Source organism: Spirillospora sp. NPDC047418 (genome assembly GCF_040643275.1).
In the GTDB taxonomy this organism is placed as follows: Bacteria; Actinomycetota; Actinomycetes; order Streptosporangiales; family Streptosporangiaceae; genus Spirillospora.
In genome coordinates this window covers 127,808-152,189 of sequence record NZ_JBEYTW010000002.1, presented here as the reverse complement: position 1 = coordinate 152,189, position 24,382 = coordinate 127,808, and the positions used below count along the sequence as shown (strand labels likewise).

Below are 24,382 nucleotides of genomic sequence, written 5' to 3'. Positions count from 1 at the left end.
GGGTCGAGGGCGGTTCCGCCTCAGGCGCGGAAAGCGACGGCGCTCTGTATTGGCGGGAACACAGGGCGTTGACTCCGGGAAAACGCGGGCCGATCGCGTTCCCGGAAGCGGCTCGGGTGAAAGGGGACGGGGAAAGCCCGATCAGTTCTGTGGTCATTCTCTCAGTTGATTTTCTGCCCGCCGGTGCCCAGCCGGTTCCGGGCGCAAAGGAAACCCCCTCCGACCCGGAAAGTGCCGCTTGATGTCCATCGAGTTCGCTCCTCTTTCGGCCGCTCAGCAGAGCGTCTGGTACGCGCAGCAGTTGGCGCCGGAAACGCCGATCCACATCGCGCAGTACATCGAGATCGAGGGACCGCTCGACCACGAACTGTTCGACCGCGTCGCGCGGATCGGCGCCCACGAGGTGCTCGCGATGAACGCGCGGCTGGCGGAGCGGGACGGGGCCGTCCACCAGGTCCTCGACCCGGACGCCTCCGTGTCGATCCCGCTGGTGGACCTGTCCGGTGAGGCCGACCCCGACGCGTGCGCGCGCGCGTGGATGCGGGCGCGGATGGCCGAGCCGCTGCCGCTGGACGGAGCCCGGCTCTTCGGCACGGCCCTGCTGCGGCTCGCGCCGGACCTGCACCGCTGGTTCATCCGCGCCCACCACGTCATCCAGGACGGCTACAGCGGCTCGCTGATCAGCCGCCGCGCCGCCGAGGTCTACACGTCGCTGGCCGGCGGCGGCGAGTACGTCCCGGCGGAACTCGGCGACTACCGGGCGCTGCTCGCCGCGGAGGAGGAGTACCGGGAGTCGGAGCGGTTCGAGCGCGACCGCGCCTACTGGACCGAGCGGTTCGCCGACCGGCCGGTGGCGGTGTCGCTGTCGGCGGAGATGGCCGAGCCCACCGCCGACTACCGGAGCCTGACCGGCCTCGTCCCGCCGGACGAGGCCGCCGCGCTCGCGGCCGGGGCGCGCCGGCTGCGCACGGCCGCGCCGGCCCTCGCGATCGCCGCGACCGCCGGGTACGTGGCGCGGATGACGGGCGCCGAGGACGTCATCCTCGGGCTCGCCGTCACCGGCCGCACGTCCGGGCTGGCGCTGGAGACGCCGTCGATGCTGTCGACGATCCTGCCGCTGCGGGTACACGTCCGCCCGGACATGACGGTGGACGACCTGGTCCGCGCCACGACGCGGGCGACGGCGCGGGCGCTGCGGCACCAGCGGTACCGGCGCGACGACCTGCTGCGCGACCTGAAGCTGGTCGGCGAGCCGCACCGGCTGTACGGGCCGGTCATCAACATCATGGCCTTCGACTACCGGCTGGACTTCGCGGGCCTGCCGGCGCGGATGCACGCCCTCACCACCGGGCCGGTCGACGACCTGTCGATCAACATCTACGACAACTTCGACGGCGCCGGGATGCGCGTCGACTTCGAGGCGCACCCCGACCTGTACACCGAGGGCGAGGTCTCCGCGCACCTGGGCCGCTACATCCGGTTCATGCGCGCGCTGGGCGCGGTGGACCCGGCCACGCCGCTCCGCGACGTCGAGCTGCTGGACGGCGCCGAGCGCTCCCGCGTACTGGACGAGTGGAACGACACGGCGCTGCCCGTGGCGCCCGCCGTCGTCCCGGAGCTGTTCGAGGCGCAGGCCGCCCGCACCCCGGACGCGCCCGCCGTCACGCACGCCGGTACGACCCTCACCTACCGGGAGCTGGACGAGCGCGCCGGCCGCCTCGCCCGCCACCTCATCGGCCGCGGCGTCGGCGCCGGGGACTTCGTCGCCCTCGCCCTGCCGCGCGACGAGAACCTGATCGTCGCCGCGCTCGCCGTGCTGAAGGCGGGCGCCGCCTACCAGCCGGTCGACCCGGCCTACCCGGCCGACCGCATCGCGTTCATGCTGGACGACGCGTCCCCGGCCTGCGTCGTCACCACCGCGGACGCCGACCTGCCCGGCACGACGCCCCGCGTCGTCCTGGACGGCCTCGACCTCACCGCGTACTCGCCCGCCGCCCCCACCGACGCCGACCGCGTGCGGCCCCTCCGCCCCGGCAACGCGGCCTACGTCATCTACACGTCCGGGTCGACGGGACGTCCGAAGGGCGTCGTCGTCTCGCACGCCGGCGCCGTCGACCTGTGCGCCTGGGCGCGCGAGGACTTCGGCCCCGGCCGCCTCGCCCGCGTGCTGTTCTCCACGTCGCTGAACTTCGACGTGTCGGTGTTCGAATGGCTGACGCCGCTCACGATGGGCGGGCACATCGAGGTCGTCCGGGACCTGCTGGAGGTCGCCGAGCGCGGCGGCTGGTCCGGGACGCTGGTCAGCGGCGTCCCGTCGGCGATGTCCGCGCTGCTCGCGGCGGGCGCGGCGGGGCTGGACGCGGGCGACGTCGTCCTGGCCGGGGAGGCGCTGCCCGCGAGGCTCGTCCAGGACCTGCGGGCCCTCATGCCGAAGGCCCGCATCGCCAACATCTACGGCCCCACCGAGGCGACCGTCTACGCGACGGCCTGGTTCGACGACGGCAACCTCGCCGGCCGCGCCCCGATCGGCGGCCCGATCGCCAACACCCGCGTCTACGTGCTGGACGCGTCGCTGCGCCCCGTCCCGGTGGGCGTGCCCGGTGAGCTGTACCTGGCGGGCGCGGGCCTGGCCCGCGGCTACCTGGACCGGTCCGCTCTCACCGCCGAGCGGTTCGTCGCCTGCCCGTTCGGGCCGCCCGGCGAGCGCATGTACCGCACCGGCGACCTCGCCCGCTGGAACGGCGCGGGGCAGATCGAGTACCTCGGCCGGCTCGACCACCAGGTGAAGATCCGCGGCTTCCGCATCGAGCCGGGCGAGATCGAGACCGCGCTCGCCCGGCACCCGGCGGTCGCCCAGGCCGTCGTGATCCACCGGGAGGACCAGCCGGGCAACCCGCGGCTGATCGCCTACGTGGTCCCCGAACCCGGGGCGGAGGCCGACCCGGACGCGCTGCGGGACTTCGCCGGCGAGACGCTGCCGGCGTACATGGTCCCGGCGGCGGTGGTGCCGCTGGCGGCGCTCCCGCTGAACCCCAGCGGCAAGCTCGACCGCGCGGCGCTGCCCGCCCCCGACTTCGCGGCGCGGGCGTCGGGCCGGGAGCCGCGCACCCCCGCCGAGAAGCTCCTCGCCGACCTGTTCGCCGAGGTGCTGGGCGTCGCCCGGGTCGGGATCGACGACGGCTTCTTCGACCTCGGCGGCGACTCGATCATCGCGATGCGGCTGGTGTCGCTGGCCCGCCGGTCCGGCCTCGTGCTGTCCCCGCGCGAGGTGTTCCGCCACCCGACCGTGGAGGCGCTCGCCCAGGTCGTGCGGCAGGCGGACGCGGGCGTGGACGGGGCCGGCGACGGCGCGGCCGAGAAGCCCGGCGCGGGCGTCGGCGCGTTCCCCGCGACCCCGATCATGCGGTGGCTGCGCGACCTCGGCGGGCCGTCCGGCGGGTTCAGCCAGAGCATCCTGCTGCGCACCCCGCCGGCGCTCGGCGAGGGCGACCTGACCCGCGCGCTGCAGGCGGTGCTGGACCACCACGACGCCCTCCGGATCAGCGTCCCCGAAGGCGGCGAACCGCGGATCGCCCCGCCGGGAACCGTCGACGCCGCCGCCTGCGTCCACCGCGTCGACGTCGCCGGGGCCGGCGACGCGGCCCTCGCGGAGGCCGCCGCGGAGCAGGCCGAGCTCGCGCGCGGGCGCCTCGACCCCGCGTCCGGGACGATGGCGCAGCTCGTGTGGCTGGACGCCGGCGAGCACGCGCTGGGCCGGCTGCTGATCGTGCTGCACCACCTGGTCGTCGACGGCGTGTCGTGGCGGATCCTGCTGCCCGACCTCGTCACCGCCTGGGCCGGGGGAGAGCTCGAACCCGTCCCGACATCGTTCCGCACCTGGGCGCGGCGGCTCGCCGACGAGGCCGTCACCGGGGACCGGGCCGCCGAACTCGGCCTGTGGACCGGGATGCTGCGGGCCGAGGACCCGCTGCTCGGCGCACGCGCCCTCGACCCCGCGCGGGACACCCGCGACACGGCCGGGAGCCTCACCCTGGAACTGGACGAGGCCACCACGTCGGCGCTGCTGACCGGCGTGCCCGCCGCCTTCCACGGCCGGGTCAACGACGTCCTGCTCGCCGGGCTCGCCCTCGCCGTGACCGAGTGGCGCCGCCGCCGGGGCGTCTCCACGCGCGGCTCCGCCGTCCTGGTGGACGTCGAAGGCCACGGCCGCGAGGAACTGGGGCACGGCGCCGAACTGGACCTGTCCCGCACGGTCGGCTGGTTCACCAGCATGTTTCCCGTCCGGCTCGACGCGGGTGGCGCGGGCGACGCGGTCTGGGACGAGGTCCGCGCCGGCGGCCCGGCGGCCGGCGAGGCCGTCCGGAACGTCAAGGAGCGGCTCCGGTCCCTGCCGGACAACGGCATCGGCTACGGCCTCCTCCGCCACCTGAACGAGGCGACCGGCCCGGAACTGGCCGCGCTGCCCGCACCGCAGATCGTCGTCAACTACCTCGGCCGGGTCGAGGCCGGGGACGGCGACTGGAGCATCGCCGCCGAGGCGGGCGCCCTGGACGGCGGCGGCGACGCCGCCATGCCGCTCGCCCACACCGTGGAGATCGACGCGATCGCCCGCGACTCCGCCGCCGGACCGCGCCTGTCGGCCACCTGGACGTGGGCGGGCCGGATCCTGGACGGCGCGGACGTCCGCGAACTGGCCGCCGCCTGGTTCGAGGCCCTGCGCGGCATCGCCGCGCACGCGGCGGCGGGCGGCGGCGGGTGCACGCCCTCCGACTTCCCGCTGATCGCGCTGACCCGCCCGGAGGTCGCCGAGGTCGAGGCGGCGCACCCGGGGCTGGCCGACATCTGGCCGCTGTCCCCGCTCCAGCAGGGCTTCTTCTTCCACGCGCTGCTCGACTCCGGCTCCGACGTCTACACCGCCCAGCTCGTCCTGGACTTCGACGGCCCCCTGGACGTCCCCGCCCTGCGCGCGGCCGGGCTGGCGCTGACCGGCCTGCACCCGGGCCTGCGGGCCGCGTTCGCGCAGACCGGCGACGGCACCCCCGTGCAGCTCGTCCTCGGCGCGGCCGAGGCGCCCTGGCGGGAGGTCGACCTGGACGGCGCCACCGCCGGCGAGGTCCAGCGCGTCATGACCGGCGAGCGGGCCCGCCCCTTCGACCTCGAACGCCCGCCGCTGCTGCGCTTCGCGCTGCTCCGGCTGGGCCCCGGGCGGCACCGCCTCCTGCTCACCGCGCACCACATCGTCCTGGACGGCTGGTCCGTCCCGGTGCTGGCCGGGGAGCTGCTGACCCTGTACTCGGGCGGGACCCCCGCCCGCACCGCGCCCTACAAGGAGCACCTGGCCTGGCTGGATGCCCAGGACGGCGACGCCGCCCGCGACGCGTGGCGGGCGGCGCTCGACGGCATCGGCGGGCCGACGCTGCTGGCCCCCTCCGCCGCCGACAGGCCGCCGGTGCTCCCCGAAGCGGTCGTCCTCGACCTGAGCCGGGAGCTGTCGGACGGGCTGACCGCCCGGGCGCGGAGCCACGGCCTGACCCCCAACACCGTCGTGCAGGGGCTGTGGGGGCTGCTGCTGGCCCGCCTCACCGGCCGTGCCGACGTGGTGTTCGGCGCCACCGTCTCCGGCCGGCCCCCCGAGCTGGCCGGCGCCGACCAGATGGTCGGCCTGTTCATCAACACGCTGCCGGTCCGGGTGCGGCTGCGCGACGCCGAGACCCTCGCGGAGAGCCTCGGCCGCCTCCAGGACGAGCAGTCCGCGCTGTTCGCCCACCACCACCTCGGGCTGGGCGAGATCCAGCGCGCGGCGGGGACCGGCCCGCTCTTCGACACCATGACGGTGTTCGAGAACTACCCGTTCGACGCCGCGCTGCTCGACGCCGCGTTCGACGGGGTCCGGCTGGCGGACGCCGACCTGGTCGACGCCACCCACTACCCGCTGACCCTGCTCGCCGTCCCCGGCGAACGGCTCCGGCTCCGCCTGGAGTACCGGCCCGACGTCTTCGACCGCGCCACCGCGGAGCGGCTGACCGCGCTGCTGGACGGCCTCGTCCGCACCCTCGTCGCCGACCCGCGGCGCCCGGTCGGCGACATCGCGCTGCCCGGCGCGGACGAGGTGCGGGCCGTGCTCGCCGGGCTCGGCGGCGCCGAGGCCCCCGCGCCCCGGCGGAGCGCGGCGCCCGGCGGCAGCCGGCTCGTCGCCTACGTCGTCGCCGCCCCCGGCGAGTCCGTCGACCCCGAGGCGCTGCGCGCCCACGTCCGGGAGAGCCTCCCCGAGTCGATGGTGCCCGCCGCCGTGGTCGTCCTCGACGAACTGCCGCTCACCCCGAACGGGAAGGTCGACACCAAGGCGCTGCCCGAACCCGAGCCGACCCGCCCCGCCACCGCCTACCGGGCGCCGCGCGACGCCCGCGAGACCGCCGTCGCCGCCATCGTCGGCGACCTCCTCGGCATCGACGCGCCCGGTATCGACGACGACTTCTTCGAACTCGGCGGCGACTCGCTCGTCGCCATGCGGGTCGCGACCCGGATCCGCCGCGCGCTCGGGGTCGAACTGCCCGTCCGCGCCCTGTTCGAGGCGCCGACGATCGCCGGCCTCGCCGCCCGCGCCGCCGCCCTGGAGGGGGACGCGGGCACCGGCCGCCCGGCACTGGAGCCCCGCGACCGGCCCGCCGTGGTCCCGCCGTCCTACGCCCAGCAGCGGCAGTGGTTCCTGAACCGCTTCGAGGGGCCGTCGGCGACCTACAACATGCCGGTGGCGCTGCGCATCCGCGGCCCCCTGGACGCGGACGCGCTCCGCGCCGCCATCGGCGACCTGGTGGACCGGCACGAGACGCTCCGCACGGTCCTGCCGGACGCCGGGGGAGCGCCGCGCCAGCTCGTCCTGGACCCGGCCGCCGCCCGCCCCGAACTGGAGGTCGCCGGCACCACCGAGGCGGAGCTGCCGATGCGGCTCGCGACGGCCGCCGGGTACGCGTTCGACATCACCGCCGAGCCGCCGCTGCGCACCCACCTGTTCCGGATCGGCCCGGACGAGCACGTCGTGCTGCTGCTCCTGCACCACGTCGGCGGCGACGGCTGGTCGATGGCGCCGCTCGCCCGCGACCTCGTCACCGCCTACCTGGCGCGGACCGGCGGCACCGCACCCGGCTGGGCGCCGCTGCCCGTCCAGTACGCCGACTACACGCTCTGGCAGCGCGAGCTGCTCGGCTCCGAGGACGACCCCGAGAGCGTGATCTCGCGGCAGATCGCCCACTGGCGGGACGCCCTCGCCGGCCTGCCCGAGGAGCTGCCGCTCCCGGCCGACCGGCCGCGCCCGGCGGAGGCGTCCTACCGCGGCGGGACCGAGCGGTTCCGGCTCGGCGCCGGCGTCCACGCGTCCCTCATGCGGATCGCCCGGGAGACCGGCGCCAGCCCGTTCATGGTCGCCCAGGCCGCGTTCGCGGCACTGCTGACCAGGCTCGGCGCGGGCACGGACGTGCCGATCGGCTCGCCCATCGCGGGCCGCATGGACGAGGCCCTGGACGACCTCGTCGGCATGTTCGTGAACATGCTCGTCTTCCGCACCGACACCTCCGGCGACCCGTCGTTCCGGGACCTGGTCGGACGGGTGCGGGAGACCGACCTCGCCGCCTACGCGCACCAGGACGTCCCGTTCGAGCGGCTCGTCGAGGTGCTGAACCCGCCGCGCCACCTGGCCCGCCACCCGCTGTTCCAGATCGGCCTGACCTTCCAGAACAACCCGGAGGCGCGGCTGGAGATGCCCGGCTTCAGCGCCGAGCCCGAACCCCTCACCGCCGGCGCGTCCCGGTTCGACCTGCTCATGATCCTCACCGAGCGGGAGGACGGGTTCGAGGGCGAACTGGAGTACGCGCTCGACCTCTACGACCCGGCCACCGCGCGGCGGCTCGTCGAGCGGTTCGAGCGGTACCTGACCGCACTGCTCGCCGACCCGGACGCGCCCATCAGCGGCGCGGACGTCCTCTCGGCGGACGAGCGGACCCGCATCCTCGGCGAGTGGGCCGGCGGCGACGCCGCCCCCGCGGAGCGGGCGACGATTCCGGCGCTGTTCGAGGCGCAGGTCGCGGCGCGTCCGGATGCGGTCGCGGTGTCGTTCGAGGGTGTGTCGTGGACGTATGCGGAGGTGAACGCGAGGGCGAATCGTCTGGCGCACCGGTTGATCGGGGAGGGTGTCGGGCCTGAGCAGTTCGTGGCGCTGGCGCTGCCGCGTTCGGCCGACCTTGTTGTGGCGATCCTGGCGGTGCTGAAGACCGGTGCGGCGTACGTGCCGATCGATCCGGACTACCCCGAAGACCGCATCGCGTACATGGTCGAGGACGCGAAGCCGGTCCTCACGCTCGGCCCGGACGACCTGGGTGCCGAGGGTTACGACGACACCAACCCCGGCGTGACCATCGACCCGGACCACCCGGCGTACGTGATCTACACGTCGGGTTCGACGGGCCGTCCCAAGGGTGTGGTGATTCCGCACCAGAACGTGGTGCGTCTGCTGCGCTCGACCGAGGAGTGGTTCGAGTTCGGTCCGGACGATGTCTGGACGTTGTTCCACTCCTACGCGTTCGACTTCTCCGTCTGGGAGCTGTGGGGCCCACTCCTGTACGGCGGCCGACTCGTCGTCGTCCCGTATCTGACGTCGCGTTCGCCGGAGGACTTCCTCAAGCTGCTGGTCGCCGAGCAGGTCACCGTCCTCAACCAGACCCCGTCGGCGTTCTACCAGCTCATGGCCGCCGACAAGGCCAACCCCGGTACCGATCTGGCGTTGCGCTACATCGTGTTCGGCGGCGAAGCCCTCGAACTCGGTCGCCTCGAAGACTGGTACTCGCGCCACGCCGACGACGCCCCGACGCTCGTCAACATGTACGGCATCACCGAAACCACGGTGCACGTCTCGTACGTCGCCCTGGACCGCGCCTACGCGGCGACGGCGCCGGGCAGCGTCATCGGTGTCGGCATCCCCGACCTGCGCGTCTACGTCCTGGACGACCGCCTCCAGCCCGTCGCGCCCGGCGTCGTCGGTGAGCTGTACGTCTCCGGCGCCGGCCTGGCACGCGGCTATCTCAACCGCCCGGCCCTGTCCGCCGAGCGGTTCGTCGCCGACCCGTACGGCAAGCCCGGTACGCGCATGTACCGGACCGGCGACATCGGGCGGTGGCTGCACGACGGCCGCCTGGAGTACCTCGGCCGCAGCGACCAGCAGGTGCAGTTGCGCGGCTTCCGCATCGAGCTGGGCGAGATCGAGTCGGCCCTCGCCCGCCACGACGCGGTCTCCGATGTCGCGGTGATCGTCCGCGACGACCGCCTCATCGCCTACGTCGCCGGATCGGACGTCGACTCGTCCGAGCTGCGCCGGTTCGCCGGCAAGGACCTGCCCGACTACATGGTCCCGGCCGTGGTCGTCGAGCTGGACGTGCTGCCGCTGACCGCCAACGGCAAGCTCGACCGCAAGGCGCTGCCCGCCCCCGACTTCGCGGCGAACGTGTCGTCCCGTACTCCGCGCACCGCCGGGGAGGAGACCCTTTCCGCCCTGTTCGCCGAGGTCCTCGGGCTGGAGCGGGTCGGGATCGACGACGGGTTCTTCGACCTGGGCGGCGACTCGATCATCGCGATCCAGTTGGTGTCCCGGGCCCGCCAGTCCGGCCTGGTCATCACGCCCCGCGACGTGTTCCAGCACCAGACCGTCGAGGAACTGGCCGCCACCGCGACGCCGGTCGGGGAGGGCGAGGAGGTCGAGACCGAGGCGCCCGGCGCCGGGGTCGGCCCCGTCCCGGTCACCCCGATCGTCGCGTGGCTGCGCGACCGGGTCGCCGGCGACGCCGCGCTCATCCGCGGCTTCCACCAGTCGACGCTGCTGCGCACGCCGCCCGACCTCGGCATCGAGCGGCTGACCGGCGCGTTCCAGACCCTCCTGGACCACCACGACATGCTCCGGCTCCGCCTGGACGGCTGGCAGCCCGTCGTCCGGCCGCCCGGGTCGTGCGACGCGGCCGACCTCGTCACCCGCGTGGACACCGCCGGGCTGGACGCCGACAAGCTCCAGGCCGTCATCACCGAGCAGGCCACCGCCGCCCGCGACCGCCTCGACCCGTCCGCCGGTACGGTCGCGCAGCTCGTCTGGTTCGACGCGGGCGAGGAGCAGGGCCGGCTCCTCCTCGTCCTGCACCACCTCGTCGTGGACGGCGTGTCCTGGCGGATCCTGCTGCCCGACCTCGTCACCGCCTGGGCCGGCGGGACCCTCGACCCCGTCCCGACCTCGTTCCGCCGCTGGGCGCAGAAGCTCACCGCGTCCGAGCGGGACGAGGACGAGCTGGAGGACTGGCTCGACATCGTCGACGGCCCGCCGCAGAACCTCGCGAAGCGGCCGCTCGACACGCGCGTGGACATCGCGGCCCGCGCCCGCTCGGTCACCGTCGACCTGCCCGCCGACGTCACCGGGCCGCTGCTCACCGACGTCCCGGCCTCGTTCCACGGCCGGGTCAACGACGTGCTGCTCACGGGCCTCGCCCTCGCCGTCGCCCAGTGGCGCCGACACCGGGGCGGGCGCGGCACCGGTGTCCTCATCGACCTCGAGGGCCACGGCCGCGAGGACGTCGTGCCCGGCGCCGACGTGTCCCGCACCGCCGGCTGGTTCACCACGATCCACCCGGTCCGGCTGGACGCGGGCGGCGCGACCGGCGGCGCGGCGCTCAAGACGGTGAAGGAGCAGCTCCGGGCGGTCCCGGACGGCGGCATCGGCTACGGCCTGCTGCGCCACGGCGGCGGCGACGCCGCCGAGGAGCTGGCAGACGCCGCGCCCGCGCAGATCGCCTTCAACTACCTCGGCCGCGTCGCGGCCGGGGACGAGGGCGGCGACTGGACGCTCGCCGCCGAGGACCTCCCCGCCGGCGAGGACCCGGCGATGCCCCTGGCGCACGTCCTGGAGATCAACGCCGTCACCCGCGACCTGCCCGGCGGGCCGGTGCTGTCGGCGACCTGGACGTGGCCGGGCGGCCTGCTGGAACCCGCCGACGTCCGCGAACTGGCGGACGGCTGGTTCACCGCGCTGCGCGCCCTCGCCGCCGACGCCGCCGCCGGGGACGCCGCCGGCTTCACCCCGTCCGACCTGCTGGTCGACCTGGACCAGACCGAGATCGACAAGCTGCAGACCGCCTGGAGGCAGAAATCGTGAACCGGGGGGACCTTGAGGACATCCTGCCGCTGTCGCCGCTGCAGCAGGGTTTCTTCTTCCACGCCCTCTTCGACGCGGGCGACGGCGACGTCTACACGGCCCAGGTCGTCCTCGACCTGGAAGGGCCGCTGGACGCCGCCGCGCTGCGCACCGCCGCGGGGACGCTGCTGCGCCGGCACGCGAACCTGCGCGCCGCGTTCTGGCACGAGGACCTGTCGCGTCCCGTGCAGGTGATCCCGCGCACCGTCGAGGTGCCGTGGGAGGAGGTCACCGCGTCCGGGGCGGAGGCCGACGCCGTCGTCGCGCGGGAGCGGGCGCGCGGCTTCGACATGACCGCGCCGCCGCTGCTGCGGTTCGTCCTCGTCCGGATGGGGCCCGAGCGGTTCCGGCTGATCCTCACCAACCACCACATCCTGCTGGACGGCTGGTCCACGCCGATCCTGGTGACCGAGCTGTTCCTGCTCTACATGCAGGGCGGCCACGACGCGGGGATGCCGCGCGTCACCCCGTACAAGAACTACCTGGCCTGGCTGGCCGGGCAGGACCGCGCCGCCGCCGAGGAGGCGTGGCGCCGCGCCCTCGACGGCGTGGACGAGCCGAGCCTCGTCGCCCCCGAGGCCGCCGCCCGCGCCCCGGAGCCCCCGAAGCGGACCATCACCGAACTCGACGAGAAGACCACCCGGCGCCTGTCCCGGGCCGCCCGCCGCCACGGCGTCACGCTCAGCACCGTGCTGCAGGGCGCGTGGGGCCTCGTCCTCGGCCGGCTCCTCGGCACGAACGACGTGGTGTTCGGCGCGACCGTGTCCGGCCGCCCGCCCGAACTGCCCGGCATCGAGCAGATGATCGGGCTGTTCATCAACACGCTGCCGATCCGCGTCCGCCACCGGCCGGACGAGTCGCTCGGGTCCCTGCTGGAGCGCCTCCAGGAGGAGCAGACCGAACTCCTCGCCCACCACCACCTGGGCCTCACCGACATCCAGCGCGCGGCGGGCCGCACCGGCGCCCTCTTCGACACGATGACGGTGCTGGAGAACTACCCGTTCGACCCGGACTCGATGGACGGCTCGCTCAACGGCGTCCGCATCGCCGGGGCCGACTCCTACGACGCGACCCACTTCCCCCTGTCGTTCGTCGCGCTGCCCGGCGAGAAGCTGTCGCTGCGCCTGCACTACCGGCCCGATGTCTACGAGCACGCGGTCGTCGAAGCGCTCCTCGCCCGCGTCCGGCGCTTCCTGGAGGCGATCGCCGAGGACTCCGGCCGCCTCATCGGTGCGGTCGACCTCGCCGGCGACGCCGAGCGGGCGGCCCTGGCCGCCTGGAACGACACCGCCGCCGAGACCCCGGCCGGCGCCCTCCCGGCCCTCTTCGAGTCCCAGGCCGCCCGGACTCCGTCCGACGCGGCCCTCGTCTGCGGCGGCACCCGGCTGACCTACGCGGAGCTGAACGAGCGCGCCAACCGCCTCGCCCACGAGCTGATCGCCCGGGGGATCGGCCCCGAGGACCGCGTGGCCCTCGTCCTGCCGCGCACCCCCGAGATCGTCGTGGCGATCCTCGGCGTCCTCAAGGCGGGCGCGGCCTACGTCCCGATCGACCCGGAGTACCCGGCCGACCGCATCGCCTACATGCTGGCGGACGCCCGGCCCGCGCTCACCATCACCGCCGGAGACTTCCCGGACACCACCGGGAGGCCCGCGCACGATCCGGCGCGGACACTGCGGGCGGAGAACGCGGCGTACGTCATCTACACGTCCGGGTCCACCGGGCGGCCCAAGGGCGTGACCGTCCCGCACGCCGGCGTGCTCAACTACTTCGAGGCCCACCGGGGCGCGTTCATCGACCCGGCGGTCGAAGCCGCCGGCGGACGGCGGATGCGGTTCGCCCACCTGGCGTCGTTCTCGTTCGACACGTCCTGGATGGGCCTGCTGTGGATGATGTACGGCCACGAGCTGCACCTCATCGACGACGACACGCGCCGCGACGTTGAGGCGTACACCGAGTACGTGGCACGCGCACGGATCGACCTGGTGAACACGACCCCGTCGCACTTCGCCTCGCTCCGCGAAGCGGGCCTGCTGGACGATGACGGGCGGCACCTGCCGGAGCATCTGCTCCTCGGCGGCGAGGCCGTCGGCGAGAGCCTGTGGGTCGAACTCCGCGCGGTCCCCGGGCTCGCCGCGCGCAACTTCTACGGGCCCACCGAATCGACCATCGACACGATGAACCAGGTGGTCGCGCGCAGCGAGCACCCGTCGGTCGGCGCACCCCACCGCAACACCCGCTCGTACGTGCTCGACACCGCGCTCCAGCCCGTGCCCGCCGGCGTCCCCGGCGAGCTGTACCTGGCCGGCGCGCAGCTCGCGCGCGGCTATCTGCGGCGGGCCGCGCTCACCGCCGAGCGGTTCGTCGCCGACCCGTTCGGCGCCCCCGGCGACCGCATGTACCGCACCGGCGACCTGGCCCGGTGGCGCCCGGACGGCACGATCGAGTACCTCGGCCGCGCCGACGACCAGGTGAAGATCCGCGGCTTCCGGGTGGAGCCGGGCGAGATCGAGAACGTCCTGGCCGGCTGCGCGGGCGTCGCGCAGGCCGCCGTCGTCGTCCGCGAGGACCGGCCCGGCGACAGGCGCCTCGCCGCCTACCTGGTCGGCCCGGACGTCGACGTCGCCGCCGTCCGCCGGTACGCCGCCGAGCGGCTGCCCGACTACATGGTCCCGGCGTTCACCGTCCTGGACGCGCTGCCGCTCACCGTGAACGGCAAGCTCGACCGGGCCGCGCTGCCCGCGCCCGACGCCGACGCCGGCGCCGCCGCGGGCCGCGCCCCGCGCACCCCGCAGGAGGAGATCCTCTGCGGGCTGTTCGCGGAGATCCTCGGTGTGCCGAGGGTGGGCGTCGACGACGGGTTCTTCGACCTCGGCGGCGACTCGCTCACCGCGACGCGGCTCGTCAGCAAGGTCAGGTCCGCACTGGGCGCCGAACTGCCCGTCCGGGCGCTGTTCGAGGCACCGACCGTCGCGGGCCTCGCCGAACGGCTCGCCGACGCGGCCGGTGACGTGCGCCCGCCCCTCGTGCGGGCCGAGCGTCCCGGCGTGGTGCCGCTGTCGTACGCGCAGCAGCGGCTCTGGTTCCTCAACCGCTTCGAGGGCGCGTCGGCCACGTTCAACATGCCGGTCGCGCTGCGCCTCAACGGCGTGCTCGACCTGGACGCGCTGCGGGAGGCGCTCGCCGACGTGGCCGCGCGGCACGAGTCGCTCCGCACGATCTTCCCGGACGGGTCCGGCACCGCCCGCCAGCTCGTCCTCGAACCGGCCGCCGCGCGGCCCCGGCTTGACGTCGCCGAGACTGGCGAGGCGGGCCTGCCGATCGCGCTGGCCGCCGAGGTCGGACGCGGCTTCGACCTGTCGGTCGAGCCGCCGCTGCGCGCCCGCCTGTTCGCCCTTGGGGACGACACCCACGTCCTGATGCTGGTCCTGCACCACATCGCGGCGGACGGCTGGTCGATGGCGCCGCTCGCCCGCGACGTGATCCTCGCCTACGCGTCCCGCGCGGAGGGACGCGCGCCGCAGTGGGCGCCGCTGCCCGTCCAATACGCCGACTACACGCTCTGGCAGCGCGAGCTGTTCGGCTCCGAGGACGACCCCGAGAGCCTGATCTCGCGGCAGATCGGGTACTGGCGGGACGCCCTCGCCGGCCTGCCCGAGGAGCTGCGGCTCCCCGCCGACCGGCCGCGCCCGGCCGAGGCGTCCTACCGGGGCGGGACGCACACGTTCCAGCTGGACGCCGACCTGCACGCCGGGCTCCTCGCACTCGCCCGCGAGAACGGCGCGAGCCTGTTCATGGTCATGCAGGCCGCCTACGCCGCGCTGCTGACCAGGCTCGGCGCGGGCACGGACGTGCCGATCGGCTCGCCCATCGCGGGCCGGACGGACGAGGCCCTGGACGACCTCGTCGGCATGTTCGTGAACATGCTCGTCCTGCGCACCGATACCTCCGGCGACCCGTCGTTCCGGGAGCTGATAGCGCGTGTCAAGGAGACCGACCTCGCCGCCTACGCGCACCAGGACCTGCCGTTCGAGCGGCTCGTCGAAGTGCTGAACCCGGCGCGGTCGATGGCCCGCCACCCGCTGTTCCAGGTCGCCCTGTCGTTCCAGAACAACCCGGAGGCACGGCTCGAACTCAACGGCCTCACCGGCGGCGCCGAACCCCTGACGGCGGGCACCGCCAAGTACGACCTGTCCCTCTACCTGGAGGAACGGCACGACGGCGGCGGAGCGCCCGACGGCATCGAGGCCGGTCTCGAATACGCCCTCGACCTGTTCGACGGCGACACCGCCGTGACGATCGCGGAGCGCTTCGAGCGCCTCGTCCGCGAACTGGTCGCCGCCCCTGACGCGCCCATCACCACCGCCGAGATCCTCGACCGGACCGAGCGCCGCACGCTGCTGCGCCGCTGGGCGGGCGGCAAGGGCGCCGGCGATGTCGAGCGGGCGACGATTCCGGCGCTGTTCGAGGCGCAGGTCGCGGCGCGTCCGGATGCGGTCGCGGTGTCGTTCGAGGGTGTGTCGTGGACGTATGCCGAGGTGAACGCGAGGGCGAACCGTCTGGCGCACCGGTTGATCGGGGAGGGTGTCGGGCCTGAGCAGTTCGTGGCGCTCGCTCTGCCGCGTTCGGCCGATCTGGTTGTGGCGATCCTGGCGGTGCTGAAGACGGGCGCCGCGTATGTGCCGATCGATCCGGATTATCCGGAAGACCGCATCGCGTACATGGTCGAGGACGCGAAGCCCGTCCTCACGCTCGGCCCGGACGACCTGAACGTCACCGATGGACCCGACACCAATCCGCGTGTCGTTGTCTCACCGGATCATCCCGCCTACGTGATCTACACGTCGGGTTCGACGGGTCGTCCCAAGGGTGTGGTGATCCCGCACCAGAACGTGGTGCGTCTGCTGCGCTCTACCGAGGAGTGGTTCGAGTTCGGTCCGGAGGACGTGTGGACGTTGTTCCACTCCTACGCGTTCGACTTCTCGGTCTGGGAGCTGTGGGGTCCGCTGCTGTACGGCGGACGTCTGGTCGTCGTTCCGTATTTGACGTCGCGTTCGCCGGAGGACTTCCTCAAGCTGCTGGACGCGGAGAAGGTCACCGTCCTCAACCAGACTCCGTCGGCGTTCTACCAGCTCATGGCCGCCGACAAGGCCGACCCCGGCACCGATCTGGCGCTGCGCTACATCGTGTTCGGCGGCGAAGCCCTCGATCTGGGCCGCCTCGAAGACTGGTACTCGCGCCACGCCGACAACGCCCCGACACTCGTCAACATGTACGGCATTACCGAGACGACCGTCCACGTCTCGTACATCGCGCTTGACCAGGTCCACGCCGCGACCGCGCCCGGCAGCGTCATCGGTGTCGGCATTCCCGACCTGCGCGTCTACGTCCTGGACGAGCGTCTCCAGCCCGTCCCGGCCGGCGTGCCCGGCGAGATGTACGTCGCTGGCGCCGGCCTGGCGCGCGGCTACCTGAACCGGCCCGCCCTGTCCGCCGAACGGTTCGTCGCCGACCCGCACGGCAAGCCCGGTACGCGCATGTACCGGACCGGCGACCTCGGCCGCTGGCGCCGCGACGGCACCCTCGAATACCTGGGACGCGCCGACCAGCAGGTCCAGCTGCGCGGCTTCCGGATCGAGCTGGGCGAGATCCAGGCCGTCCTGACCAGGCATGACGCGGTCGAGGACGCCGCGGTGATCGTCCGCGACGACCGCCTGGTCGCCTACGTGGTCGCGGCCGGCGTCGACACCGCCGACCTGCGCCGGTTCGCCGGGAGGTCGCTGCCCGACTACATGGTCCCGGCGGCCGTCGTCGAACTGGACGCGCTGCCGCTGACCGCCAACGGCAAGCTCGACCGCAAGGCGCTGCCCGCCCCGGACTACGCCGCCAAGGTGTCGTCCCGTACCCCGCGCACCGCCGGGGAGGAGACGCTCTCCGCCCTGTTCGCCGAGGTCCTCGGGCTGGAGCGGGTCGGCATCGACGACGGGTTCTTCGACCTGGGCGGCGACTCGATCATCGCGATCCAGCTGGTGTCCCGCGCCCGCCAGTCCGGCCTGGTCATCACGCCCCGCGACGTCTTCCAGCACCAGACCGTCGAGGAACTCGCCGCGACCGCGACGCCGGTCGGCGAGGGCGAGCGCGCCGAAGCGGAACCGCCCGGCACGGGCACCGGCCGCGTCCCGGCCACCCCGATCATGCGCTGGTTCCAGGACCTGAACGGCCCCGTCGACGGCTACAGCCAGCGGATGCTGCTCCAAGTCCCGCCGAACCTCGGCGTCGACGCGCTGACCAGGGCGCTCCAGACCGTCCTCGACCACCACGACATGCTCCGCCTCCAGATGCGCGGCGAGGAGTTCGAGGTCGCCGAGCCCGGCACGGTCGACGCCGGGCCGCTCGTCCGCCGCGTGGACGTGGCGGGCCTGGACACCGCAGCGCTCCGGGCCGTCCTCGCCGCCGAGGCGGAGGCCGCCCGCGACGGGCTCGACCCGGCCGCCGGGACGATGGCCCGGCTCGTCTGGTTCGACGCCGGACCCGAAGCCTCCGGGCGCCTCCTGCTCACCCTCCACCACCTCGTCGTGGACGGCGTGTCCTGGCGGATCCTGCTGCCCGACCTGGTCACGGCGTGGGCCGGGGGAGACCTCGACCCCGTCCCGACCTCGTTCCGCCGCTGGGCGCAGCGCCTCACCGCCGAGGCGTCCGACCCCGCCCGCACGGCCGAGCTGCCGCTGTGGCGGGACGTCCTCGCCACCCCCGACCCCGTCCTCGGCACCCGCCCGCTCGACCCGGCCGCCGACACGTTCGGGACCGCGCGGCACCGCACCCTCGACCTGCCCGCCGACGTCACCGAGCCCCTCCTCACCGAGGTCCCGGCCGCGTTCCACGGCCGGGTCAACGACGTCCTGCTCACCGGCCTCGCCCTCGCCGTCGCCGAATGGCGGCGCGAACGCGGCACGTCCGACGAGACGGCCGTCCTCATCGACCTCGAAGGGCACGGCCGCGAGGAGGTCGTCCCCGGCGTCGACCTGTCCCGCACCGCCGGCTGGTTCACCTCCATCTACCCGGTCCGGCTGGACGCGGGCCGCCTCGACCCCGCCGACGTCCGCGACGGCGGCCCGGCCCTGGGCACCGCGCTGAAGCGGGTCAAGGAGCAGCTCCGCGAGATCCCCGACAACGGCATCGGGTACGGGCTGCTCCGCCACCTCACCCCCGCGGCCGGCGCGGGCCTCGCCGTCCAGCCGCAGATCGCGTTCAACTACCTCGGCCGCACGGCCGCGCCCGAGGCCACCGACTGGGGACCGGCCGGCCCGGCCGACAACGAGGCCCTCGGCGGCGGGCAGGACGCCGCGCTCGGACTCGTCCACGCCGTCGAGGTCAACGCGCACACCCGCGACCTGCCGGGCGGCCCCGAGCTGTCCGCGACGTGGACGTGGGCCGGGGACCTGTTCGACGCCGCCGCGATCGAGGACCTCGCCGGCCGCTGGTACGCGGCGCTGCGCGGCCTCGTCGCGCACGTCACGGACGGCGCCTCCGGCGGGCCCGTCGGCGGGTTCACCCCGTCCGACCTGTCCCTCGTGGACGTCAGCCAGGACGAGATCGACGAGCTCGCCGCCGAGCTCGACGGTGAATGGGAGCTGGATTGAGCAAGTCGCAGCTAGAGGACATCCTCCCGCTGTCCCCGTTGCAGCAGGGCCTGTTCTTCCACGCCCTCTACGACTCCGGCCACGACGTCTACACCGCGCAGATCGTGCTCGACCTGCGCGGCCCCCTCGACGTGGACGCGCTGAAGGCCGCCGCCGCGACGCTGCTGCGCCGGCACGCGAACCTGCGGGCCGGGTTCCGGCAGCGCAAGGAGGGCTCGCCGGTCCAGGTCGTGCACCGCGAGGTGCGGCTGCCGTGGCGGGACGAGGACCTGTCCGCGCTGCCCGGACCCGGCCGCGAGGCGAAGGCCCGCGAACTCGCCGGCGCCGAACGCGCCCGGCCGTTCGACATGGCCAAGCCGCCGCTGCTGCGGTTCATGCTCATCAAGATGGCGGACGACCTGCACCGCATGGTGTTCACCAACCACCACATCCTGCTGGACGGCTGGTCGACGCCCGTCCTGCAGACCGAGCTGTTCGCGCTGTACCTCGCCGAGGGCGACGACACCGGCATGCCGCGCGTCACCCCCTACAAGAACTACCTGGCATGGCTCGCCGCCCAGGACCGTCCCGCCGCCGAGGAAGCCTGGCGCCGATCCCTCGGCGGTGTCGACGAACCCACCCTCGTGGCCCCGGGCGCACCCGAGCCCGGCACCGACGCGCCCGGCCGCGTCCGGACGACGCTCACCGAGGAGCTCACCACCGCGCTCAGCGCGCGCGCCCGCGCCCAGGGCGTGACCCTCGGCACCGTCCTGCAGCTCGCCTGGGGGACGCTGGTCAGCGGCCTCACCGGGTCCGCCGACGTCGTGTTCGGCGCCGCCGTGTCCGGCCGCCCGCCCGAACTCCCCGGCGTCGAGCAGATGATCGGGCTGTTCATCAACACGCTGCCGATCCGCGTCCGGGTCCACCCCGCCGACACCGTCGCCGCGGCCCTCACCCGCCTCCAGGACGAGCAGGCCGCGCTCATGCCGCACCACCACCTCGGCCTCGCCGACATCCAGCGGCTCACCGGCACCGGGACGCTGTTCGACACGATGACCGTCCTGGAGAACTACCCGTTCGACCCGGACGCCGCCGGCGCCGACCTCGGCGGGCTCACCCTCCGCGACGTGGACGGCTACGACGCCACCCACTACCCGCTGACGTTCGCCGCCGTCCCCGGCCGCGGCCTGTCCCTGCGCATCGACCACCGCACCGACCTGTTCACCGGCGACGACGCCGAGCGGCTGATGCGGCGCCTCCTGCGGATCCTCGACGCCGTCGCGCACCGGCCCGGCCTGCCGCTCGGCCGCATCGCGGTGCTGGACGGCGAGGAGCGCGCCGACGTCCTGGAGAACTGGCAGGGCCGGCGGACCGGCCGCGCCCCCGGCACCCTCACCGGCCGCTTCGCCGAGCAGGCCGCGAAGACCCCGGAGGCGACCGCCGTCCGCGCCGCCGGCGCGTCCATCACCTACGCCGAGCTGGACGCCCGCGCGAACCGGCTCGCCAACCGGCTGATCGGGCTGGGCGTCCGCCCGGAGTCCCGCGTCGCCGTCCTGCTCGAGCGGTCCGCGGACGTCGCCGTCGCGTCGCTGGCGATCCTCAAGGCCGGCGGCGCCTACGCGCCCATCCACCAGAGCTACCCGCCCGAGCGGATCGCCTGGGCGGTCGAGGAGGTCGGCGCGCCCGTCCTGCTCGTCAACGCGCCGATGCGCGACCGGGCCGCCGCCCTCGGCACGGCCGCGCGGATCGTCGCCATGGACGACCCGGAGACCGCCGCCGCGCCCGGCACCGACCCGGGCGTGCCGTGCCACCCGGACCAGGCCGCCTGCGTGTTCTTCACCTCCGGCTCCACCGGCCTGCCGAAGGGCGTCGTGGTCACGCATCGCGACGCCGTCGGCCTCGCCACCGACGGGCGGCTCCGGGGCGGCGCCCACGACCGCGTCCTCGTCCATTCCTCGCACGCGTTCGACGCGTCCACCTACGAGCTGTGGACGCCGCTGCTGCACGGCGGCACCGCCGTCCTCGCGCCCCCGGGCCACCTGGACGCCGCCGCCCTCGAAGAGATCGCGGAAGCCGAGGACCTCACCGCCGTCTTCATCACCACCACCCTGTTCAACCTCGTCGCCGACGAGCGGCCGCACGCGTTCGCCCGCGTCCGCGAGGTGCTGACCGGCGGTGAGGCGGGGTCGCCCGCCGCGATGCGCAAGGTCCTCGCCGCCTGCCCGGACACCGAGGTCGTCCACATGTACGGGCCGACCGAGGCCACCACGTACGCGACCGCCGCGCCGCAGCGCGCACCCCTCGCCGACCCGGCGGAGCGGACGCCCGTGCTCGGCCGCCCCTGCGACGACATGCGCGTGTACGTGCTGGACCCGGCGCTGCGGCCCGTCCCGCCCGGCGTCGTCGGCGAGGCGTACATCGCCGGGTCCGGCGTCGCCCGCGGCTACCTGCGGCGGGCCGCGCTCACCGCCGAGCGGTTCGTCGCCGACCCGTTCGGCGCGCCCGGCGACCGCATGTACCGGACCGGCGACCTCATGCGGTGGCGGCCCGGCGGCGACCTGGAGTACGTCGACCGCGCCGACTTCCAGGTGAAGATCCGCGGGTTCCGGATCGAGCTGGGCGAGGTCGAGGCGGCCATCGCCGCCCACCCCGGCGTCGCCAACGTCGCCGTCATCGCCCGCGAGGAGGCGCCCGGCGCCAAGGCCCTCGTCGCCTACGTCATCGCACCCGCCCTCTCTACCAGGGAGGACGACCCCCCTGGACCCCCCGACGAAGAGCGCACGTTGGACGGGCTGCGCGAATTCGTCCGGGAGCGGCTGCCGGAGTACATGGTGCCCGCCGCGTTCGTCCGGATGGACACCTTCCCCGTCGGCCCGACCGGCAAGCTCGACCGGCGCGCCCTGCCCGCCCCCGACTACGCGGGCGCCGCCGGCGGCCGCGACCCGCGCACCCCCGAGGAGGAGCGGCTGTGCGGGGTCGTCGCCGACGTCCTCGGCCTCGACCGGGTCGGCGCGGACGTCAGCTTCTTCGACCTCGGCGGCGACAGCATCGCCGCGCTGAAGCTCGTCACCCGCGCCCGGCAGGCCGGGGTCGAGCTGACGCCCCGGGACGTGTTCACCCACCAGACGGTCGAGGCGCTCGCCAGGGTCGGCGACCCCGAGGACCGGATCGGGTTCGAGGTGCTCCTCCCGATCCGCACGGCCGGGTCCCGGCCGCCGGTGTTCTTCGTCCACCCCGCCGGCGGCCTCGCCTGGCCTTACCTGCAGTTCCAGCGCCACCTCGGTCCCGACCAGCCGGTCTACGGGCTGCAGGCACGCGCGTTCACCCGGTCGGAGCTGCCGGAGTCCGTCGGGGAGATGGCCGCCGACTACCTGGAGCAGATCCGGGCCGTCCGGCCGTCCGGGCCCTACCACCTCGCCGGCTGGTCCCTCGGCGGGCTCGTCGCCTACGAGATGGCCGTCCGGCTCCAGGCCGCGGGCGAGAGCGTCGGGCTGCTCGCGCTCATCGACTCCTACCGCGGCCAGGACCTCGCCGGGGACGAGCGGGAGATCCTGCACGAACTGCTGCAGGGCATCGGCGTCGACGCGACGGCCGTCGCCCCGGACGGCAACCCCGACATGCAGCAGATCATGGGGATCCTCGCCGACCGCGACGACGCCCTCGCCACCCTCGCCGAGGACGACCTCGTCAACGTCTACCGCAACTACGAGAACGGGCTCCGGCAGGCCGAGGAGTACCGGCCGGGGCGGTTCCGCGGCGACGTCGTGTTCTTCACCGCGCTGCGCGGCCGCACCGAGGACTCGCCGACCGCGCGCGCCAACTGGGGCCCGCTCGTCGAGGGGGAGATCGAGGACTACCCGATCGACACCGAGCACCACCTGCTCCTGGACCCGGGCCCGGCCGCCGAGATGGGCGCCGTGCTGGCCGCCAAACTGGACAAGCTCCACAGCACACACGGAAAGGGAGAGCGATGAGCAACCCGTTCGAGGACCCGGACGGCACATACCTGGTGCTCGTCAACGACGAGGGCCAGCACTCGCTGTGGCCGTCCTTCGCCGAGGTCCCCGCCGGCTGGACGGTGGCCAAGGACACCGGCACCCGGCAGGCGTGCCTCGACTACATCAACGAGAACTGGACGGACATGCGGCCGAACAGCCTCATCGAGGCCATGGGTGGCTGACCTGGAGATCCCCTCGGTCACCGAGTGGACGATGGAGATGCGGGACGCGGCCGACCTGCGTCCCGCGCCGCTGCCGGGCGTCGAGATGACGTTCACGCTGGCGGCGCTGCCGTCCGCCGACGTCAACCGCGCCCTGTACGCGACGGTCGGCTCCCGCGTCTGCTGGACGGACCGCTTCCCGTGGACGTACGGGCAGTGGCGGTCCTGGGTGGAGCGCCCCGAGCTGTCCACCTGGATCGCCATGGCCGAGGGCACCATCGCGGGCTTCTTCGAGATCGAGGCGCAGCCCGCCGGCGACACCGAGATCCACCTGGCCGGCCTCACCCCGGCGTTCGTCGGGCGCGGCTACGGCGGCTACCTCGTGGAGCAGTGCACCCGCCGCGCCTGGCAGCGCGGCGAGCTGTGGGCGCCGGCCGCCGGCCCCGCCGCGCGGGTGTGGCTGCGCACCAGCAGCCTCGACCACCCGAACGCGATCGCCAACTACCGGCGCCGGGGCTTTAAGGTGGCGGCGGAGACCACCGCGCCCAAGCTCGTCCCGGACCCGCGGATCGCACCGTGGCCGCTGCCGGACGACCCGCGCCGTGCCTCCCGCCGGTACGAGGAGGAGTTGATCACGTGACCTGGTTCCGCTGCGCCGAGACGCGCCCCTGGGCGTCGATGCGGCTGTTCTGCCTGCCGCACGCGGGCGGGTCCGCGGTGTTCTACCGGCCGTGGGCGAAGGAGGTCAGCCCGGCCGTCGAGGTGCACGCCGTCCAGTACCCGGGCCGCGCCGACCGGATGGCGGACGCGCTGGTCGCCGACGCCCACCAGCTCGCCCGCCTGATCGCCGGCGCGATGGTGCCGCTGATGGACCGGCCCGCCGCGCTGTTCGGGCACAGCATGGGCGCCGTCCTCGCCTACGAGGTGGCGCGGCTGCTGCAGGAGCGGGGCGCGGCCCCGGTGCACGTGTTCGCCTCCGGGGCCCGGCCGCCGCACGACCGCGGCGGGAAGCGCGTGGCCGGCAAGGACGACGACGCCCTCGTCGATGAGATGATCAAGCTGGGCGGCACCGACGAAGAGGCGCTGCGCGACCCGGAGCTGCGCGAGCTGGTCCTCCCGTACGTCCGCAACGACTTCGCGCTCATCGAGGACTACGCGCACCGGGACGGGACGCGGCTCACCGTCCCGCTCACCGCGATCATCGGGGACGCCGACGCGCACGTGTCGCAGGAGCAGGCGCGCGGCTGGGCGCGGGTCACCGACGGGAGGTTCGCGCTGAAGGTGCTGCCGGGCGGCCACTTCTACCTCGCCGACCAGCAGCCCGCCGTGATCGCCGAGGTCCTCCGCACCCTCGAAGTCCCCGTGTGAGCCGTGCCTGAGCCGGCC

At 74.4% G+C, this 24,382-nt stretch carries 6 protein-coding genes; all 6 read left to right on the top strand.

What is annotated here, in order from left to right:
- Positions 1 to 241: 241 nt before the first annotated feature.
- The 6 genes from ABZ806_RS01740 to ABZ806_RS01715 are packed head-to-tail and all read left to right on the top strand — an operon-like array spanning position 242 to position 24,364.
- A complete protein-coding gene (locus tag ABZ806_RS01740; protein ID WP_500214654.1) occupies positions 242 to 11,179 on the top strand; it encodes an amino acid adenylation domain-containing protein in 10,938 nt (3,645 codons plus the stop codon).
- Positions 11,176 to 18,858, top strand: coding sequence for an amino acid adenylation domain-containing protein (locus ABZ806_RS01735; RefSeq protein WP_500214652.1), 7,683 nt, complete (start codon positions 11,176 to 11,178; stop codon positions 18,856 to 18,858). The genes ABZ806_RS01740 and ABZ806_RS01735 overlap by 4 nt, the downstream gene beginning before the upstream one ends.
- The gene (locus tag ABZ806_RS01730) at positions 18,855 to 22,811 is read left to right on the top strand and encodes an amino acid adenylation domain-containing protein (RefSeq protein ID WP_500214650.1); all 3,957 of its coding nucleotides are present in this window, start codon (positions 18,855 to 18,857) and stop codon (positions 22,809 to 22,811) included. Before ABZ806_RS01735 ends, ABZ806_RS01730 begins: the two co-directional genes overlap by 4 nt.
- Positions 22,808 to 23,017 (top strand): MbtH family protein, encoded by a 210-nt coding sequence (locus ABZ806_RS01725; protein ID WP_500214648.1) that lies wholly within the window; start codon positions 22,808 to 22,810, stop codon positions 23,015 to 23,017. Before ABZ806_RS01730 ends, ABZ806_RS01725 begins: the two co-directional genes overlap by 4 nt.
- The gene (locus tag ABZ806_RS01720; RefSeq protein WP_500214646.1) at positions 23,010 to 23,636 is read left to right on the top strand and encodes a GNAT family N-acetyltransferase; all 627 of its coding nucleotides are present in this window, start codon (positions 23,010 to 23,012) and stop codon (positions 23,634 to 23,636) included. Before ABZ806_RS01725 ends, ABZ806_RS01720 begins: the two co-directional genes overlap by 8 nt.
- Positions 23,633 to 24,364 carry a thioesterase II family protein gene (locus ABZ806_RS01715; RefSeq protein WP_500214644.1) on the top strand — a complete coding sequence of 244 codons (732 nt, stop codon included), beginning with the start codon at positions 23,633 to 23,635 and terminating at the stop codon, positions 24,362 to 24,364. The genes ABZ806_RS01720 and ABZ806_RS01715 overlap by 4 nt, the downstream gene beginning before the upstream one ends.
- Positions 24,365 to 24,382: the final 18 nt, after the last annotated feature.

What these genes read in the sequence shown, in the direction of transcription:
- ABZ806_RS01740 (WP_500214654.1), top strand. Translation starts at nt 242, where the DNA reads ATGTCCATCGAGTTCGCTCCTCTTTCGGCCGCTCAGCAGAGCGTCTGG.
- ABZ806_RS01725 (WP_500214648.1), top strand. Translation starts at nt 22,808, where the DNA reads ATGAGCAACCCGTTCGAGGACCCGGACGGCACATACCTGGTGCTCGTC.